General features: G+C 66.3%; 16 protein-coding genes and 1 pseudogene. 10 read left to right on the plus strand and 7 right to left on the minus strand.

The features are described 5' to 3' along the window. Positions 1-11: 11 nt before the first annotated feature. Entirely contained in the window at positions 12-1,385 is a 1,374-nt protein-coding gene (gene ffh, locus PTT45_RS02210) for a signal recognition particle protein (protein ID WP_043308643.1), read from the minus strand. Positions 1,386-1,528: 143 nt separating this feature from the next. Between ffh and PTT45_RS02215 the strand changes: the two genes are divergently transcribed. The 3 genes and pseudogenes from PTT45_RS02215 to PTT45_RS02225 all read left to right on the plus strand — a co-directional run bounded on the left by PTT45_RS02215 (position 1,529) and on the right by PTT45_RS02225 (position 4,773). Continuing rightward, on the plus strand, positions 1,529-2,329 hold the full coding sequence (locus PTT45_RS02215; RefSeq protein WP_273811297.1) for a cytochrome C assembly family protein: 801 nt from the start codon (positions 1,529-1,531) through the stop codon (positions 2,327-2,329). A 208-nt stretch (positions 2,330-2,537) separates the two neighbouring features. Next, positions 2,538-3,218 (plus strand): annotated as a pseudogene (locus PTT45_RS02220) (transporter associated domain-containing protein); the annotation flags it as partial. Between the two features lie 235 nt (positions 3,219-3,453). After that, complete coding sequence (locus PTT45_RS02225; RefSeq protein WP_273811298.1) at positions 3,454-4,773, plus strand: MFS transporter; 1,320 nt, start codon at positions 3,454-3,456, stop codon at positions 4,771-4,773. On the opposite strand, the gene PTT45_RS02230 is transcribed toward PTT45_RS02225, so the two are convergent. From PTT45_RS02230 to PTT45_RS02250, 5 genes are read right to left on the minus strand one after another with little or no spacing between them, the layout of a single operon-like run. Beyond that, positions 4,757-5,485 (minus strand): SGNH/GDSL hydrolase family protein, encoded by a 729-nt coding sequence (locus PTT45_RS02230; protein ID WP_273811301.1) that lies wholly within the window; start codon positions 5,483-5,485, stop codon positions 4,757-4,759. The genes PTT45_RS02225 and PTT45_RS02230 overlap by 17 nt on opposite strands. Further along, on the minus strand, positions 5,482-6,663 hold the full coding sequence (gene purT / locus PTT45_RS02235) for a formate-dependent phosphoribosylglycinamide formyltransferase (protein WP_273811302.1): 1,182 nt from the start codon (positions 6,661-6,663) through the stop codon (positions 5,482-5,484). The genes PTT45_RS02230 and purT overlap by 4 nt, the downstream gene beginning before the upstream one ends. Before the next feature lie 32 nt (positions 6,664-6,695). Further along, positions 6,696-6,902 carry a DUF1289 domain-containing protein gene (locus PTT45_RS02240; RefSeq protein ID WP_273811303.1) on the minus strand — a complete coding sequence of 69 codons (207 nt, stop codon included), beginning with the start codon at positions 6,900-6,902 and terminating at the stop codon, positions 6,696-6,698. Continuing rightward, positions 6,899-7,423: a gamma carbonic anhydrase family protein gene (locus PTT45_RS02245; protein WP_273811304.1), complete on the minus strand. Its 525-nt coding sequence runs from the start codon at positions 7,421-7,423 to the stop codon at positions 6,899-6,901. Before PTT45_RS02245 ends, PTT45_RS02240 begins: the two co-directional genes overlap by 4 nt. A 13-nt stretch (positions 7,424-7,436) precedes the next feature. Further along, positions 7,437-8,045 (minus strand): CoA pyrophosphatase, encoded by a 609-nt coding sequence (locus tag PTT45_RS02250; RefSeq protein ID WP_273811305.1) that lies wholly within the window; start codon positions 8,043-8,045, stop codon positions 7,437-7,439. Between the two features lie 136 nt (positions 8,046-8,181). On the opposite strand from PTT45_RS02250, the gene PTT45_RS02255 reads away from it, so the two are divergent. Further along, on the plus strand, positions 8,182-8,727 hold the full coding sequence (locus tag PTT45_RS02255) for an NUDIX hydrolase (RefSeq protein WP_273811306.1): 546 nt from the start codon (positions 8,182-8,184) through the stop codon (positions 8,725-8,727). A 52-nt stretch (positions 8,728-8,779) separates the two neighbouring features. After that, the gene (locus tag PTT45_RS02260; RefSeq protein ID WP_273811307.1) at positions 8,780-9,010 is read left to right on the plus strand and encodes a DUF2789 domain-containing protein; all 231 of its coding nucleotides are present in this window, start codon (positions 8,780-8,782) and stop codon (positions 9,008-9,010) included. A 1-nt stretch (position 9,011) separates the two neighbouring features. On the opposite strand, the gene PTT45_RS02265 is transcribed toward PTT45_RS02260, so the two are convergent. Continuing rightward, positions 9,012-9,896, minus strand: a complete 885-nt coding sequence (locus PTT45_RS02265; RefSeq protein WP_273811308.1) for a DUF6910 family protein — start codon at positions 9,894-9,896, stop codon at positions 9,012-9,014. A gap of 157 nt (positions 9,897-10,053) precedes the next feature. Here PTT45_RS02265 and PTT45_RS02270 point away from each other — a divergent pair, with 157 nt between their 5' ends. The 5 genes from PTT45_RS02270 to PTT45_RS02290 form a co-directional block, all read left to right on the plus strand. Then, on the plus strand, positions 10,054-10,557 hold the full coding sequence (locus PTT45_RS02270; RefSeq protein ID WP_273811309.1) for a L,D-transpeptidase family protein: 504 nt from the start codon (positions 10,054-10,056) through the stop codon (positions 10,555-10,557). Between the two features lie 119 nt (positions 10,558-10,676). Continuing rightward, a complete protein-coding gene (locus PTT45_RS02275; protein ID WP_273811310.1) occupies positions 10,677-11,126 on the plus strand; it encodes a MarR family winged helix-turn-helix transcriptional regulator in 450 nt (149 codons plus the stop codon). Between the two features lie 191 nt (positions 11,127-11,317). Continuing rightward, positions 11,318-11,743 carry an organic hydroperoxide resistance protein gene (locus tag PTT45_RS02280; RefSeq protein WP_273811311.1) on the plus strand — a complete coding sequence of 142 codons (426 nt, stop codon included), beginning with the start codon at positions 11,318-11,320 and terminating at the stop codon, positions 11,741-11,743. A gap of 26 nt (positions 11,744-11,769) precedes the next feature. Further along, positions 11,770-12,027, plus strand: a complete 258-nt coding sequence (locus PTT45_RS02285; protein ID WP_273811312.1) for a DUF2790 domain-containing protein — start codon at positions 11,770-11,772, stop codon at positions 12,025-12,027. A gap of 44 nt (positions 12,028-12,071) precedes the next feature. Then, the coding region (locus PTT45_RS02290; protein ID WP_273811313.1) for an alpha/beta hydrolase at positions 12,072-12,562 on the plus strand (491 nt) is incomplete at its 3' end.

Consider the following 12,562-nt stretch of genomic DNA (forward strand, 5'->3'; position numbering starts at 1 on the left):
CGGCCCCGGGCTCACAGCTTCGGCAGCCCGCCCGGCATCATGCCGCCAAGGCCGCGCATCATCTTGGCCATGCCGCCCTTGGCGGTGAATTTCTTCATCATTTTCTGCATCTGCTTGTGCTGCTTGATCAGCCGGCCGACGTCCTGCACCTGAGTGCCGGAGCCGAGGGCGATGCGGCGCTTGCGCGAGCCACTGATGATTTCCGGATCGCGACGCTCGGACGGCGTCATGGAGTCGATGATCGCCTCCATCTGCTTGAACTGCTTCTCCGCCGCGCCCTGGGCACCGCCCATCTGCGACAGGTTGACCCCGCCGATGGACGGCAGCTTGTCCATCAGGCCGCCGAGGCCGCCCATGTTCTTCATCTGTTGCAGTTGGTCGCGGAAGTCTTCGAGATCGAAGCCCTTGCCCTTCTTCAGTTTCTTGGTGAGCTTCTCGGCCTTCTCGCGGTCGAGGGTCTGCTCGGCCTGTTCGATCAGGCTGAGCACGTCGCCCATGCCGAGGATGCGCGAGGCGATACGATCCGGATGGAACGGCTCCAGAGCCTCGCTCTTCTCACCCATACCGATGAACTTGATCGGCTTGCCGGTGATGTGGCGCACCGAAAGCGCGGCACCACCACGGGCATCACCGTCGACCTTGGTCAGCACCACGCCGGTCAGCGGCAGGGCGTCGCCGAAGGCCTTGGCGGTGTTGGCGGCGTCCTGACCGGTCATGGCGTCGACCACAAACAGGGTCTCGGCCGGATTGATCGCGGCGTGCACGGCCTGGATCTCGGCCATCATCTCGGCATCGATGGCCAGGCGGCCGGCGGTGTCGACGATGACCACGTCGATGAACTTGAGCTTGGCCTCGGCGATCGCCGCCTGGGCGATGGCCACCGGCTTCTGGCTGATGTCGGAGGGGAAGAAGGTCACGCCGATGTCGCTGGCCAGGGTTTCCAGCTGCTTGATCGCCGCCGGACGGTAAACGTCGGCGGAGACCACCATTACCGTCTTCTTCTTGCGCTCCTTGAGGAAGCGCGCCAGCTTGCCGGCGGTAGTGGTCTTACCCGCGCCCTGCAGGCCGGCCATCAGCACCACGGCTGGCGGAGTGACGGCCAGGCTGAGGTCTTCGTTGGCCGCCCCCATCAGCTCTTCCAGCTCGGCGCGGACGATCTTCACGAAGGCCTGGCCCGGAGTCAGGCTCTTCGACACCTCGGTGCCGACCGCACGTTCCTTGACCTTGTTGACGAAGTCCTTGACCACCGGCAGGGCGACGTCGGCCTCGAGCAGGGCCATGCGCACTTCGCGCAGGGTGTCCTTGATGTTGTCCTCGGTCAGCTTGGCCTTGCCAGTGACATGGCGCAGCGTCTGTGACAGGCGGTCGGTTAGGTTCTCGAACATGCGCGATCCTTTGAGCGGGGTGCTTGCAGCAAGCCGCGGAGTATAACGAACTGACCGAGCTGCCGACACCGCCGGCGGTCTTTCGTGAAACGCTTCTTATGTGCCACACTCACGGCCTTTCGGGCCCAGCCATACACGGATTTATGCACCCTCTGCTGCCCAGTCTTACCGCCGCCGGCCTGTATGTCGGCGCCACCCTCTATCAGGGATTGCGCTTCTCCCGCCGCCAGGCGCCGGACAAGCGTCTGCTGGGCCTGCTCGGCAGCCTCGCCCTGATCGCCCACGCACTGAGCCTCGGCATGCAGCTGCTGCCGGGCAGCGGTCTCAATCTGGACTTCTTCAACGCCTCCAGCCTAATCGCCTGCGCCGTCATCGCCCTGATCCTGATCGGCACCACGCGCATTCCAGTGGAAAACCTGCTGCTACCGTTGTTCCCGCTCGGCGCACTGACGGTGTTGCTGGCCCAGTTCGCCCCGGCCGGCACCAGCCAGCCGATCAACGAGGCGCCGGGCATCCTCGCGCACATCCTGCTGTCGATCCTGGCCTATGGGCTGCTGACCATCGCCATGGTCCAGGCCCTGCTGCTGTCGCTGCAGGACCACCAACTCAAGCACAAGCACCCGTCCGGACTGATCCGCAACTTCCCACCGCTGCAGACCATGGAGAGTCTGCTGTTCGGCTTCCTCTGGGCTGGCTGGCTGCTGCTGTCGCTGTCGCTGCTGTCCGGCTGGCTGTTCTTCGAGGACCTGTTCGCCCAGCACCTGGTGCACAAGACCGTGCTATCGTGCATCGCCTGGGTGGTGTTCGCCGTGCTCCTGTGGGGCCGCCACCAGTTGGGCTGGCGCGGGCACAAGGCAATCCGCTGGACCCTGGCCGGCTTCTGCCTGCTGATGCTGGCCTACTTCGGCAGCAAGCTGGTCCGCGAATTCATCCTGCACATCTGACGCCGGCATGAACCTCGCCCCCTTCGAGTGGTGGCTCGGCACCGCGATACTGCTGGCCGGCGCCCTGCTGCTGTTGCGCGACCGCAAGCTGCTGCCCTCCCCCATGCGTCGTACCAGCCGCCAGGATCGCGCCGCCGGTGCGCCGCGCATCGAACGCCGACGCACACCGCGCAACGGCACGCTGCAAGAGGAACGCCAGCAGCGCCAGCACGCCCTGCTGCAGCTACTGGAGCTGGAACGAGTCACCGTCGACGACATCATGATCCCGCGCAGCGAGATCATCGGCATCGACCTGGACGACGACCTGCCGCAACTGATCGAACAGCTGCGCGGCGTCAGCCACACCCGCCTGCCGGTCTACCGTGGCGACATCAACCAGATCGAGGGCATCACCCACATGCGCCGCCTGGCCGCCCTGCTGACGCAGAACCGACTGAGCCATGCGACCCTGCTGGAAAGCTGCATCGCGCCCTACTTCGTGCCCAAGGGCACGCCGCTGGGCACCCAGCTGGTGAATTTCCAGAAGGAGAAGCGCCGCCTCGGCCTGGTGGTCGACGAGTACGGCGACGTGCAGGGCGTTGTGACCCTGGAAGACCTGCTGGACGAGATCATCGGCGACTTCAGCCACATCGAAGGCGAGGAGAACCCGGACATCCATCCCCAGGAGGATGGCTCGCGCATCATCGACGGCACGGCGAGCATCCGCGAGATCAACAAGGCGCTCGGCTGGCACCTGCCCAGCGAGGGCCCGAAGACCCTCAACGGCCTGGTCACCGAGGCTCTGGAGAGCATCCCGGACAGCCCGGTATGCCTGAAGATCGGCCCCTACCGCCTGGAAATCCTCGAGGCCAGCGAGAACCGCGTACTGCGCGTACGCGCCTGGCAGTAGCGGAAAGTCGTAGGCAGCGGCGGTTGCCGGCGCTTTTCGCCGCTTCCTATAATCGCCGCACCGCTTACCCAGCCTCCCGCCAGCCGATCCGCTACCCGCGGCCTTCGCGCCAGCACCTCGGGACCCTGCGCACGCTTCATCCCACCGTTCGCAGCCTGCATGCCTTTCCCGCCTATCCGGCAGCATTCCCCCGCCGTTTTCCGCTCCTGCGCGAGCGACAGTCCGGGAATTCCAGATGACCAGCTCCACCTACGACAGCCAGCTCGAAACACCCGCCACGCCGACCAACTCGCCGGCGCGGGTAGCCACCGCCAGCTTCATCGGCACCGCCATCGAGTTCTACGACTTCTACGTCTACGCCACCGCCGCCGCCCTGGTGATCGGTCCGGTGTTCTTCCCGCAGGGCTCGGGCACCGCGCAGATGCTCGCCTCGTTCATCACCTTCGGCATCGCCTTCCTCGCCCGCCCGCTGGGCTCGGTGCTGTTCGGCCATTTCGGCGACCGCATCGGGCGCAAGTCGACGCTGGTCGCCTCGCTGCTGTTGATGGGCGTATCCACCACCCTGATCGGCGTACTGCCGGGCTACGACAGCATCGGCTTCTGGGCGCCGCTGCTGCTCTGCGTGCTGCGCTTCGGCCAGGGGCTGGGACTGGGCGGCGAATGGGGCGGTGCGGCACTGCTGGCCACCGAGAACGCGCCGCCGGGCAAGCGAGCCTGGTTCGGCATGTTCCCCCAGCTCGGCCCGTCGATCGGCTTCCTCGCCGCCAACGGCCTGTTCCTCGGCCTGGCCATGGTCCTCGACGACCAGCAGTTCCGCGACTGGGGCTGGCGCATTCCGTTCCTGCTCAGCGCCGCGCTGGTAGTGGTCGGCCTGTACGTGCGCCTGAAACTGGAGGAGTCGCCGGTGTTCGCCGAGGCAGCTGCGCGCGAGAAACGCACCAAGCTGCCGCTGGTGGAAACCTTCGCCCACTACTGGCTGCCGGTGACCCTTGGCGCCCTGGCGATGGTGGTGTGCTACGCGCTGTTCTACATCTCCACGGTGTTCTCGCTCAGCCACGGCACCAGCGTGCTCGGCTACAGCCGCGAGAGCCTCCTCGGCATGCTGTGCTTCGCCGTGCTGTTCATGGCCCTGGCCACGCCGATCTCGGCCTGGCTCAGCGACCGCTACGGACGCAAGCCGGTGCTGCTGTTCGGCTGCACGCTGGCGATTCTCTCCGGCTTCACCATGCAGCCGCTGCTGAGCCACGGCACACCGGAGGCGGTGGCGCTGTTCCTGGCCATCGAGCTGTTCCTCATGGGCTTCACCTTCGCCCCCATGGGCGCGCTGCTGCCGGAGCTGTTCCCCACCCGCGTGCGCTACACCGGCGCCTCGGCGGCCTACAACCTGGGCGGCATCATCGGCGCCTCGGCGGCGCCCTTCTTCGCCCAGAAGCTGGTGACCCTGGGTGGCCTGGGTTATGTCGGCGGTTACGTGTCGGTGGCGGCGGCGCTGAGCCTCGGCGCCGTGCTGTTCATTCGCGAGACCCGCGATCAGTCACTCAGCGAGATTCGCTGAGGCGCTCGGCCAACTGCTCGGCCCAGACGCGATAGCCCAGGGCCGAGGGGTGGTAGCCGTCGCGCGCCAGATAGTCAGGGCTGAAACGCAACGCCACCGGCGCATAGGTGGCGCGCTCCTCGGCACTGACTTGTCGCAGCTCGGCATCGAGCAGCGCGGCGCGCCGCCCGAGCAGCTGGCGCAACAGCCAGGGCAAGGCACTGAAATGCTGGATCGGCGGCACGCCGGTGAACACCACCCGCTCGCCTCGCGCGCTCAGGGCACGACTGAGCGCGCGCAACGACTGCTGCCAACGCGTCAGTGAACTGAGATGGGTGGTGTCGTTGACGCCGAACACCAGCAGCACCAGGTCCGCCGGTTCGCTCAAAGCCAGTGGTAGCAGCCGCTCGCAGGCCTCACCCGCGGTGATGCCGTTCTCGCCGCAGGCGCGCCAGGCTACCGGTCGCCCGAGGCGCGCAGCCAGCGCCTGGGCCAGCTGGCCGGCCAGAGCAGCCTCCTGGGCCTCGACGCCGACGCCGGCCACCGTCGATTCACCGATCAGCAGCAGACGCAGCGGCTCACCCGCCCACTCGACACCGGCCAGGCCACTCTGCGCGCCCGCCGCCTCCGGCAGGCGCAGCGCCGTGCGCCGGGTCCACAAGGCCTGCGGCAGGGCAATCGGCGCCAGGGCCAGCAGCAGCCCCCACCACAGCCCCGCGCGCAGACGGCTCACAGCTCGACCTGGACCGCCTCGGACGCACGCACGGCCTTGGCGCGTGCCGCCTCGATGCTCTCGTCGCGGGCCAGGGTCACACCCATGCGCCGCTGGCCGCTGACCTCCGGCTTACCGAACAGACGCAGCGCGGTGTCCGCCTCGGCCAGGGCTGCACCGAGGTTGGCGAAGGCCACCTGGCGCGACTCGCCCTCGACCAGGATTACCGAGGAGGCGGACGGGCCGAACTGGCGGATAGTCGGGATCGGCAGGCCGAGGATCGCCCGCGCGTGCAGGGCAAACTCGGACAGGTCCTGGGAGATCAGGGTGACCAGGCCGGTGTCGTGCGGACGCGGAGATACTTCGCTGAACCACACCTGATCGCCCTTGATGAACAGCTCCACGCCGAACAGGCCACGGCCGCCGAGGGCCTCGGTCACCGCCAAGGCAACGCGCTCGGACTCGGCCAGAGCCTTGGCGCTCATCGCCTGCGGCTGCCAGGACTCGTGGTAGTCGCCCTTGACCTGGCGGTGGCCGACCGGCGCGCAGAACGAGGTGCCGCCGATGTGGCGCACGGTGAGCAGGGTGATCTCGTAGTCGAAGTCGATGAATCCCTCGACGATCACCCGGCCCTTGCCGGCGCGGCCGCCTTCCTGGGCGTAATCCCAGGAAGCCTGCAGGTCGGCGTCGCTCTTCAGCACGCTCTGGCCCTTGCCGGAGGAGCTCATGATCGGCTTGACCACGCAGGGATAGCCGACCGATTTCACCGCCTCGGCATAGGCATCAAAGGTATCGGCGAAGTGGTAGGGCGAGGTCGGCAGGCCCAGCTCTTCGGCGGCCAGGCGACGGATGCCCTCGCGGTTCATGGTCAGCTTGGCGGCGCGCGCGGTGGGTACCACGGTGAAGCCTTCGGCTTCCAGCTCGACCAGGGTATCGGTGGCGATGGCCTCGATCTCCGGCACGATGTAGTGCGGCTTCTCCGCCTCGATCACCGCACGCAGGGCGGCACCGTCGAGCATGCTGATCACGTGGCTGCGGTGCGCCACCTGCATGGCCGGGGCGTCGGCGTAGCGGTCGACGGCGATCACCTCGCAGCCCAGGCGTTGCAGCTCGATCACCACTTCCTTGCCCAGCTCGCCGGAGCCACAGAGCAGGACGCGGGTCGCGGTGGGCGACAAGGGGGTACCGATACGGGGCATGCGGATGTCCTCGGAAAAGGGAGAAAAGGAATTCAGGGGCGTGCAGGCTGCTGCAGGAACTGCCCGGCGGCGCGGGTGCGCTCGATGCAGTGCTGCAGCACTTCGCGGCGTTCGTCGTTGCTCATGCGGCCCCAGCGGGTGATCTCGTCCGCCGTGCGCTGACAACCGATGCAGATATCGTGATCGTCCAGCGCGCAGACACTCACGCAGGGCGACTTGACCGGGCGTTCGTCGCTCACGCGTCGTCCTCGACCAGGTCGCGGGCGTAGCGCTGGGCGTTGTGCACGTAGTGGGCGGCGCTGCCTTCGAGCATCTTTTTCTGCTGCTCGGTGAGCTCGCGCACCACCTTGCCCGGGCTGCCCATCACCAGGCTGCCGTCAGGAATCACCTTGCCCTCGGGGATCAGGCTATTGGCGCCGATGATGCAGTACTTGCCGATCTTGGCGCCGTTGAGGATCACCGCGTTGATGCCGATCAGGCTGTAATCGTCCACGCTACAGCCGTGCATCATCACGTTGTGGCCGACGGTGACGCCCTTGCCGAGGGTCAGCGGGAAGCCCATGTCGGTGTGCATCACAGTGCCGTCCTGCACGTTGCTGTTCTCGCCGATATGGATCAGTTCGTTGTCGCCACGCAGCACGGCGCCGAACCAGACGTTGGCGCCCTGCTCCAGGCGCACCTTGCCGATCACGGCTGCGGTCGGGGCAATCCAGCTTTCGGGATGGGCGTCGACACGGGCATCGCCCAGGCGGTATTTCATCGGGAATTTCCTCTCAGACCTTGATGACCCGGACCGAGGGCTGCGGTGGCCGCTCCAGGTCGATACCGGCGTCGAACGCCAGATTGACCAGTTCGACGATCATCACCGCCGTCAGGCCCCAGATCTTGTAGTTGTCGTAGTGGTAGCAGGGCACGTACCAGCTGCGCCCCTCGTAATCGATGCGGTGGGTGACCTCGCGCGGGCTGTCGAGGAAGAAACGCAACGGCACGGAGAACACCGCGGCGATCTCGTCGTCATTGGGCCGGTACTCGACGTAGTCCGGCACCACACCGACCCAAGGCGTGACCTGGATGCCGAAGCGCGACACCAGCGGACTCAGCGGGCCAACCAGCTCTACCAGGCCGGGCGGCAGGCCCACCTCTTCCTCCGCCTCGCGCAGGGCGGTGAAGGCCAGGTCGGGGTCGGTGGCATCGCGACGCCCACCGGGGAAGGCCACCTCGCCGCCGTGGGTGGACAGGCCGCTGGCGCGCAGGGTCAGCACCAGTTCCGGCTCGTCACTGCGGGTCAGCGGCACCAGCACGGCCGCCTCGGGGTGGCGCTGGTCGGTCTCCAGGATGCGCGGGCTGTGGCCGCGCACACGCTGCAGGAGCTCGTCGAGCATGATTGTTCTCGGTCCTTTTCTTCTGCCTGGCATCATGGCACGAAGGCGCTGCCCGCCCAAGACCCGCAGATCGTCGGCCGGCTTGCCGCCATCCCGACACAGCGCCAAGATGGGCGACGATCCAGGAGAAATCAGCATGAAGTTCTGCAGCCAGTGCGGCAGCCCGGTGGAGCAGCGCATTCCCCAGGGTGACAACCGTCTGCGCTTCGTCTGCCCGCAGTGCCAGACCATCCACTACCAGAACCCGCGCATCGTCGCCGGCTGCCTGCCGGTATGGGGCGAGCAGGTGCTGCTGTGCCGCCGCGCCATAGAGCCGCGCCGCGGCTACTGGACGCTGCCGGCCGGCTTCATGGAGAACGGCGAGACCATGGCCGAGGCGGCCATGCGCGAGACCGACGAGGAAGCTTGTGCGCGGGTGCGCGACCTGCATCTCTACACCCTGTTCGACCTGCCGCACATCAGCCAGCTCTATGTGTTCTTCCGCGCCGAACTGGTCGACCTGGACTTCTGCGCCGGAGATGAAAGCCTGGAGGTAAAGCTGTTCCACGAGCATGAGGTGCCGTGGCAGGAACTGGCCTTCCCGACCGTGGGTCGTACCCTGAAGTGCTACTTCGCCGACCGCCGCGACCAGCACTATCCGATCCGCAACGAAGGCATGGCCGCGCTGCGCCCAGGCGACTGACGGCGTCTATAGTCCTTCCTGCATCTTCAGATCGACCTACCGGGAGGGACTCATGGACACCAGCAAGCACAACTTCAGCGGCCTGTTCAAACAGCTCGGCCTGCCCAACGACAAGGCCGATATCGAGACTTTCCTGCGCGAACACCGCCTGGCCGAAGGTCAGGCCCTGCCCAAGGCGGCCTTCTGGAACAAGGCCCAGTCGCAGTTCCTCACCGAGGCCCTGGCCAACGACTCGGACTGGGCGGAGGTAGTCGACGAACTGGCCGTACTGCTGTCGCCCTGAGTCAGAGCGCCAGGGGCAGACGCAGCAGGCTGGCGGCGATCTGCGGATCGTCCGCATCGGTGACCAGCAGCAGGCTGCCGTCTTCCGCCAGGGCGATTCCCTCCACCTTCCACTCCCCGTCCAGCTGCGCCACCCGCCGCACCTCGCCGTCACGCTCGACGAGGCCGATCAGCGTGCCCAGGCAGGCGCCATCGTTGTAACTGTCCGCCGTGTTCTCGGCCACCGCGCTGAACAGCCAGCGGCCATCCGCCAGCGCCGCGCCATCGGTGAAGCCCAGGGCCACGCCGTCCAGTTCGCCCAGCTCGAGCGGCTGGATGGATTGCGGTGCGGGGGCCACGCGCTCACCCAACAGCCAGCCGCGCAGCTCGCCCCAGTCATAGCGCACGGAGGCATTCGTCGCCTGGCCCTGGTTGCCACGCTGCAGCAGGAGGAATTCCTCACCGAGGAGGAAGCCGCCCTCGATATTCAACTCCGTGAAATGCGCGTGCAGCGGCCGATACAGTGGGGCCAGATCGATCAGCCGCGGCTGGCCGCCCTCCTCCAGCCCCAGCAGCACACCACGCTGGCGTCCCTCCGTGGAACCGGAGCCCAAAGCCAGCAAGGCCCCCGTCACGAACTCCGGCATGGCCGGCAGCAGCGCCAGTACTTCGAGATCCGGCTTGGCCGCCTTGCGCGCCTTCTTCTCCACGGGCAGCTCGCCATCGAACAGGCGCAGCAGGCTGCCGCCGTGCGGATCGTCGAGACTGAAGCGGCCCAGGTGCAACTCGTCGTCGGCGACCACGAACAGGCTGCGACCCACACGCACCAGGGCACTGGCCGCACTCAGATGATCACCCTGCACCCCAGTGGGCAGACGCAGGTGACGCAGCAGCTCGGGTTGGGACATCGCCGACTCCATGGGCAGATTGTGCTTCGTCGCCGATCCTAACTAGCACACCATCCGACTGGCGAGGATTGAACATCATCGGCGGCATAGGCAGACTCTCGCGCTATAACAACCTGATCCATCAGGGCCAACACTGATACACCCCCGGAACATCGCAATGCGCTGGCTGCTCGCCCTACTCTGCATCACCCTCACCGGCCTGTCCCAGGCCACCCCGGCCCCCACACCTAGTGGCAAGTCGGTGGACAAGGTGTTGGTCCTCAAATCCGAACGCAAACTGCACCTGATGGGGCGCGGCGAGGTACTCAAGTCCTACCGCATCTCGCTGGGCAAGATCCCCACCGGCGCCAAGGTGCGCGAGGGCGACCTGCGTACGCCGGAAGGCTTCTACTGGATCGACTGGCGCAAGACCAGCGACAAGTACAACCTGTCCATGCACATCTCCTACCCCAACGCCCGCGACGCCGCCAATGCGCGCACCAAGGGCGTTTCCGCCGGCGGCATGATCATGATCCACGGCACGCCGCTGGACGATGAGTACCCCGAGTGGTTCTTCAACACCCTGGACTGGACCGAGGGCTGCATCGCCATGCGTAACGCCGACATGCGCGAAGTCTGGAGCATGGTGCAGGACGGCACGCTGATCGAGATCCGCCCCTGACGATTGGCTGCGCAAGAAACGAACAAGGCGCCTGCGGGCGCCTTTTTCATGCGCGGGATTTGCCGGGAGATAATTTGCGCGATAAATTATTGTGCAAATATTGATCAGAGGAACCCGCCATGAAAGCCCCCCAGTCCTGCGCGGCCCTGCAACTGGACAACCAGTTGTGCTTCGCCCTGCACTCCACCTCGCTGCTGATGACCAAGGCCTACAAACCCATGCTGCAGAGCATCGGTCTGACCTATCCGCAATACCTGGCCATGCTGGTGCTGTGGGAAGGCGACGGCATCACCGTGGGCGACATCAGCGCGCGCCTGCTCACCGACCCGGGCTCGCTGACGCCCCTGCTCAAGCGCCTGGAGGCCGAGGGCATGCTCACCCGCACCCGCAGCAGCGCCGACGAGCGCGTGGTGGAGCTGCGCCTGACCGACAAGGGCCGCAGCCTACAGCAAGAGGCCGAGCGCTTCCCCGCGTGCATTCTCGAAGCCAGCGGCATGACCCTGGAGCAGATTGGCGCCCTCAAGGACCAGATAGTCGCCCTGCGTAGCGAGTTGCAGAAGTCCGTCTGACCCCCGCCGCCGCCCGCTCGGGCGGCGCCTGCCACACCTCGCCGCCCCGCTTATTTCCAATCGATCGAATTCTCAGAGCCAATTCATCTAACAATTAACTTGCGCGCAAAATTAAATCGCACTAGATTCTGCATCACGCACCTACTTAGCGCGCAAAACTTTAGACAGCAAACATAATTGGAGACACCGTCATGCAAACCATCAAAGCTCTCTACACCGCTACCGCTACCGCCACCGGAGGCCGCGACGGCCGTGCCGTTTCCTCCGACGGTTTCCTCGACGTCAAGCTGACCACCCCGCGTGAACTGGGCGGCGCCGGCGGTGAAGCCACCAACCCCGAGCAACTGTTCGCCGCCGGCTACTCGGCCTGCTTCATCGGCGCCCTGAAGTTCGTCGCCAGCCAGAAGAAACAAGCCTTTCCGGCTGACGCTTCGATCACCGGCAAGGTCGGCATCGGCCAGATCCCCGGCGGCTTCGGTCTGGAAGTGGAGCTGAACATCAGCCTGCCGGGCATCGAACGCGCCACCGCCGAAGAACTGATCGCAGCAGCCCACCAGGTCTGCCCTTACTCCAACGCCACCCGCGGCAACATCGACGTCCGCCTGGTACTGGTCTGAGCCACGCACTCAATAGGAGAACAGCCATGAACATTCGTCATATCGCCAGCAGCAGCCTCGCCGTACTCGCCCTCGCCGCCAGCTCGCTGACCTTCGCCGCGCAACCGGCAACCGAATACCGCTACGGCCAGGCACTGGATGTCGAGGAAGTGATCAGCCTGCAGGAAGCCGATGCGCGCTACTGCGAAGTGGTCGAGGCGCGCATGGTCTACCGCGATTCCGCCGGTGCCGTGCAAGCCGTGACCTACCTCAAGCAAGCCGACAACTGCCACAACCAGGGCTGAGGCCCTGGTTCACCCAGCCAATTCGATTCGCCAGGAGAACGACCATGAACATCAAGCAACTCGTAGGAAGCGGCCTGCTCACCCTGGCCATCACCCAAGCCTTCGCCGCCGGCAGCCCCGGCGTGGAACACAACACCCAGGCCTTCCTCCAGGCCCTGGAAGCCGGTGGCGGCAAGCCACTGGAAGCCCTCAGCCCGAAAGACGCCCGTGCCGTGCTGGTCGGCGCCCAGGCCTCGGTCAAGGTCGACCTGTCCGGCGTGAGCGTGTCGGAGAAGACCATCCAGGCTGGCGGCCAGTCGATCCCGCTGACCATCGTTCGCCCCGAAGGCGTGAAGGGTGAGCTGCCGGTATTCATGTTCTTCCACGGTGGCGGCTGGGTGCTCGGCGACTACCCGACCCATGCCCGTCTGATCCGCGACCTAGTGGTTAACTCCGGCGCGGTAGCCGTCTACGTCGGCTACACCCCGTCGCCGGAAGCCAAGTACCCGACCGCCATCGACCAGGCCTACGCCGCGACCAAGTGGGTCGGTGAGCA

It is taken from the genome of Pseudomonas sp. Gutcm_11s (assembly GCF_028649395.1).
Lineage (GTDB): Bacteria > Pseudomonadota > Gammaproteobacteria > Pseudomonadales > Pseudomonadaceae > Aquipseudomonas.

Bases quoted from the DNA above. Each gene is read 5' to 3' on its own strand.
- PTT45_RS02285 (WP_273811312.1), top strand. From the start codon at position 11,770: ATGAACATTCGTCATATCGCCAGCAGCAGCCTCGCCGTACTCGCCCTC.
- PTT45_RS02280 (WP_273811311.1), top strand. From the start codon at position 11,318: ATGCAAACCATCAAAGCTCTCTACACCGCTACCGCTACCGCCACCGGA.
- PTT45_RS02265 (WP_273811308.1), bottom strand. From the start codon at position 9,896: ATGTCCCAACCCGAGCTGCTGCGTCACCTGCGTCTGCCCACTGGGGTG.
- PTT45_RS02270 (WP_273811309.1), top strand. From the start codon at position 10,054: ATGCGCTGGCTGCTCGCCCTACTCTGCATCACCCTCACCGGCCTGTCC.
- PTT45_RS02275 (WP_273811310.1), top strand. From the start codon at position 10,677: ATGAAAGCCCCCCAGTCCTGCGCGGCCCTGCAACTGGACAACCAGTTG.
- PTT45_RS02255 (WP_273811306.1), top strand. From the start codon at position 8,182: ATGAAGTTCTGCAGCCAGTGCGGCAGCCCGGTGGAGCAGCGCATTCCC.
- purT (WP_273811302.1), bottom strand. From the start codon at position 6,663: ATGCCCCGTATCGGTACCCCCTTGTCGCCCACCGCGACCCGCGTCCTG.
- PTT45_RS02250 (WP_273811305.1), bottom strand. From the start codon at position 8,045: ATGCTCGACGAGCTCCTGCAGCGTGTGCGCGGCCACAGCCCGCGCATC.
- PTT45_RS02245 (WP_273811304.1), bottom strand. From the start codon at position 7,423: ATGAAATACCGCCTGGGCGATGCCCGTGTCGACGCCCATCCCGAAAGC.
- PTT45_RS02215 (WP_273811297.1), top strand. From the start codon at position 1,529: ATGCACCCTCTGCTGCCCAGTCTTACCGCCGCCGGCCTGTATGTCGGC.
- PTT45_RS02225 (WP_273811298.1), top strand. From the start codon at position 3,454: ATGACCAGCTCCACCTACGACAGCCAGCTCGAAACACCCGCCACGCCG.
- PTT45_RS02260 (WP_273811307.1), top strand. From the start codon at position 8,780: ATGGACACCAGCAAGCACAACTTCAGCGGCCTGTTCAAACAGCTCGGC.
- ffh (WP_043308643.1), bottom strand. From the start codon at position 1,385: ATGTTCGAGAACCTAACCGACCGCCTGTCACAGACGCTGCGCCATGTC.